Below are 4,378 nucleotides of genomic sequence, written 5' to 3' on the forward strand. Positions count from 1 at the left end.
AATGGCAACATTACTTGATGGTAAACGGGTCTGGGCAGAAAAAAATCTGAACCAGATTTAATCTGACAGACACCTGTATAAATAACCGGTAACTGTCAGATCAGGTCTGAGCTAGTACACATGATGTCTCCCGTGGTTTTAAACACTCAAGCGTTTTAAATACTCAGGAACACGATGAGACGCCTACCGCGTACCGCCTTAACAGAGGGAAACGTCACCTCAGGCTCGCTGCTACACGTCAGAAGTATTCACTTCCTTCTCATGTTCCTTTCTGTACCAGTAGTAAGCCCCTTTGGCAATCAGGCGTAATTGCAGCACCAGGCGTTCTTCCAATTGCCGCCGTTGTTCAAGCCCAACGTCCAACGCCTCTGCGCCAGCGCTAAACACAATCGTGACCATCGCTTCAGACTGAGCCTCCGCAAATTCACGCGGGATATGATTTTCCACTTCAAGATAGTCCGCCAGTTCCGCAATAAAATGCTGGATTTCACGGGCTACAGCAGCACGAAACGCGGCGGAGGTGCCCGAACGTTCACGCAGCAACAGACGGAAGGCATTGGGGTTATTGCCAATGAACTCCATAAAGGTGGCGACCGATGTGCGAATAACGCTGCCGCTTTTGGCAATGCGCTGGCGTGCCTGTCGCATCAGTTGACGCAACATCAGGCCGCTTTCATCGACCATCGTCAAACCCAATTCATCGACATCGCGGAAGTGGCGATAAAAAGAGGTGGGAGCGATGCCCGCCTCGCGCGCGACTTCACGCAAGCTCAGGCTGGCGAAACTCCGTTCGGCGCTGAGTTGACTGAAAGCAGCTTCGATTAAGGAACGGCGAGTGCGTTCTTTTTGTTGTGCTCTGACACCCATATTTTGTGTTCCGACACCCATATTCAGCTGACACCATCCGCTTTCCTCTCCAGAAAAGCACTATAGCAAACTTTACTTGCGACATACTGAGACAAAGTTTGCCATATTGAAAATGAGACAGAGGATTGTCATACCAGCAAAAGGGATAAATTGGGTTATGAACGCGGCAGTGTTACAATAGCGTTATCGGCTTGTATAAAAACAGGATTACCCTACCATGACACAGCAAGCACAAACTCAGCAACCGTTTGATTATGATGCCATCATTATTGGTTCCGGCCCGGGCGGCGAAGGCGCCGCGATGGGGCTGGTAAAACAAGGCGCCAGAGTGGCCGTCATCGAGCGATATAACAACGTCGGCGGTGGGTGCACGCACTGGGGAACCATCCCCTCCAAAGCGTTGCGCCATGCCGTCAGCCGCATCATCGAATTTAACCAGAACCCGCTGTACAGCGATAATGCACGCCCTATTCGCTCCTCGTTCTCCGACATCCTGCGCCACGCAGACAGCGTCATCGGCCAGCAAACCCGCATGCGTCAAGGTTTTTACGAACGTAACCATTGCGAAATATTTTCAGGTGAAGCACATTTCATCGATGAACACACGGTTGCCGTGCAGTATCCCGATAATATGCAAGATACGCTTACGGCCGCTCAGATTATCATTGCCACGGGCTCACGCCCCTACCACCCGGCAGACGTAGACTTTTCACATCCCCGTATTTACGACAGCGATTCCATTCTGGAACTGGATCACGAGCCTCAGCATGTGATTATTTATGGCGCAGGCGTGATTGGCTGTGAATATGCCTCGATCTTTCGTGGCCTGAGCGTAAAAGTGGATCTGATCAACACCCGCGATCGCCTGCTGGCGTTTCTCGATCAGGAAATGTCTGACGCCCTGTCCTACCATTTTTGGAACAATGGCGTAGTCATTCGTCATAACGAAGAGTTCGAATCGATCGAGGGTACCGCTGACGGCGTCATTGTTCATCTTAAATCCGGTAAAAAGATGAAGGCCGACTGCTTGCTGTACGCCAATGGGCGCACCGGCAACACGGAGACGTTAGGGCTGGAAAAAATCGGTTTGGTGCCCGACGGGCGCGGCCAGTTGAAAGTCAACAACATGTACCAAACCGCGCTGGCACACATCTACGCGGTGGGCGATGTCATCGGCTATCCTAGCCTGGCTTCAGCAGCCTACGATCAGGGACGATTGGCGGCGCAGGCCATCGTCAAAGGCGATGCCAGTGCACACCTGATCGAGGACATCCCAACGGGAATCTACACCATTCCGGAAATCAGTTCCGTGGGGAAAACCGAGCAGGAGCTTACGGCGATGAAAGTGCCCTATGAGGTTGGGCGCGCGCAGTTCAAGCATCTGGCGCGAGCGCAAATCGTCGGCATGAACGTGGGGAGCCTGAAGATACTTTTTCACCGAGAAACCAGGCAAATCCTCGGTATTCACTGTTTTGGCGAGCGTGCGGCGGAGATTATTCACATCGGCCAGGCCATCATGGAGCAAAAAGGCGAAGGGAATACTATCGAATATTTCGTTAATACAACCTTTAATTACCCAACGATGGCCGAAGCTTACCGAGTGGCGGCACTTAACGGGTTAAACCGCCTGTTTTAATGCACTGTCCAAATAGTGCTGCATATGTTCCCGCACAGCGTCCGCCAGCTGTTCATAGCGACCGCGCAGTGGCGATCCTGGGCGGTACACCAGCGCTACAGTTCGCTTCGGCTCCGGCTTGTAGCACGGTAAATAACAGACACCATCACGCTGGCGCTCATGAGGCACCGCCAGCGAAGGCAGCAAGGTGATCCCACTGCCGGCGGCGACCATGTTGCGCAACGTTTCCAGGCTGGTGGCGCGAAAATGCGTATCTTCATCTGCCCCTGCCTGGAAGCAGAACCCTAATGCCTGATCGCGCAGGCAGTGCCCATCTTCCAGCATCAGCAATTTTTCACCAGCCAGATCGGACATGGCAACACGCTCACGGTTTGCCCACGGATGATCCTGATAAATCGCCAGTTTCATTGGTTCATCAAACAGTGGTACTTCGATAAATGCTTCCGATTCCTTGACCATCGCGAGAATGGCGCAGTCCAGCTTGCCGCTATCCAGATGTGCCAGTAGCTGATGCGTCTGTGCTTCATGCAGGTACATTTCCAGCTTAGGAAACGTGCGATGCAGCATGGGAATGATATGCGGCAGCAGGTAAGGCCCAACGGTGGGGATCAGCCCAATATGCAGTGGACCAGACATGGTCTCTCCCTGCTGGCTCGCCATCTCTTTAAGCACTTTGACTTCGCGCAGCACAGTTCTTGCCTGCTCGACCAGTAGCAAGCCAGCCTGAGTAAACAACACTTTTCTGCTGGTGCGCTCCAATAACATCACACCCAGTTCATCTTCCAGTTTACGAATTTGACCACTGAGTGTTGGTTGGCTGACATGACAGGAGTCCGCTGCACGCCGGAAATGACGGTGTTCAGCTAACGCCACCAGATACTCTAGATCCCGAATGTTCATTTATCATTATCCTTAACACGATAGCCAAAAACGATAGGTAGGATACCAATCAATGGTAAGTCCTATCAACAAAGAAAACGTTTGGTTCCCGACAACAACGGTATCTTATCGGTTAAAAAATATAACCAGCGACGGCGTTAAGAAAATGAAATTTGTTTCACTATTGAAATTTTATAAGACCTTCAATGCTGGATAATCATAAGATGCTAAATATTAAAAACACACAAAGTCGACACACTTTACCGGGTCACGTATTCAATGTGTTGCTCCGCAATAAAAATAGTATTCATGCTCTATGTTCTCTTCATGCATTCAGGCTGGTTTTAAACACCTTTTTTGCATGCCAGACTATGTAGCAATACACTCATTGAATACGTGACCACTTTACCGAGGTAGTGGTAATAACATAGCGCATCAATAATGGCATAATTATTCTACCCTGCAACATATCAATGAAGCTTGAATAAAAAGTGGAATCGAGCCCGGCGCATCACACACATCAGTAGCGAAATTTAGTACTCCATCAGCGTCAATCGGGTTAAGGTCCGGAAAAGACCGTAAACTGAGAAAGAATATTAATGAAAATATACCAGCAAGGGAGATGTCACCACTCACGTTTACCTGCGGATAAGCATGTCAGCAACGGTGATATCAATGATATCATCATAAGGTTATGGCGTGTTAAATCAATGCCCGATAATCCCCCGGTATTGCGCGCTGAGCGAAAAAAAGAACTGGAATCCATATTAAAAGATACGCGAAGATGTTTAGAGATTATTATCAATAATCCTGAAAAGCATAACTTCAGCCGTCATTTCGCACCTGATTTTCCTTTTTTCGGGACTTGGCGGTATTCTGAGGTTCTGAATTTATTACTGCTTTTTGCAGACCAATCAGCATGAGTACTCCCCACGTTACCATCCGTAACCTTGATCACTTAGGTCTCGTCGCTGCACTGTGCGATGAACTGAGTAT

Annotated in this window: 4 protein-coding genes; 2 read left to right on the forward strand and 2 right to left on the reverse strand. The window is 49.7% G+C overall.

Features of this window, described 5'->3' with window-relative positions; translation table 11 throughout:
• Nucleotides 1–231: 231 nt before the first annotated feature.
• Nucleotides 232–867: an HTH-type transcriptional repressor FabR gene (fabR, locus tag ACTBDZ_RS15460; protein WP_196907442.1), complete on the reverse strand. Its 636-nt coding sequence runs from the start codon at nt 865–867 to the stop codon at nt 232–234.
• Between the two features lie 217 nt (nt 868–1,084).
• Here fabR and sthA point away from each other — a divergent pair, with 217 nt between their 5' ends.
• Complete coding sequence (gene sthA, locus ACTBDZ_RS15465; RefSeq protein WP_438815974.1) at nt 1,085–2,503, forward strand: Si-specific NAD(P)(+) transhydrogenase; 1,419 nt, start codon at nt 1,085–1,087, stop codon at nt 2,501–2,503.
• Here sthA and oxyR read toward each other — a convergent pair.
• On the reverse strand, nt 2,486–3,403 hold the full coding sequence (oxyR, locus tag ACTBDZ_RS15470) for a DNA-binding transcriptional regulator OxyR (RefSeq protein ID WP_438815975.1): 918 nt from the start codon (nt 3,401–3,403) through the stop codon (nt 2,486–2,488). The two genes, sthA and oxyR, sit on opposite strands and share 18 nt — an antisense overlap.
• A 578-nt stretch (nt 3,404–3,981) precedes the next feature.
• Between oxyR and ACTBDZ_RS15475 the strand changes: the two genes are divergently transcribed.
• On the forward strand, nt 3,982–4,305 hold the full coding sequence (locus tag ACTBDZ_RS15475; protein WP_438815976.1) for a hypothetical protein: 324 nt from the start codon (nt 3,982–3,984) through the stop codon (nt 4,303–4,305).
• Nucleotides 4,306–4,378 lie beyond the last annotated feature (73 nt).

This window comes from Symbiopectobacterium sp. (assembly GCF_051710365.1).
GTDB lineage: Bacteria > Pseudomonadota > Gammaproteobacteria > Enterobacterales > Enterobacteriaceae > Symbiopectobacterium.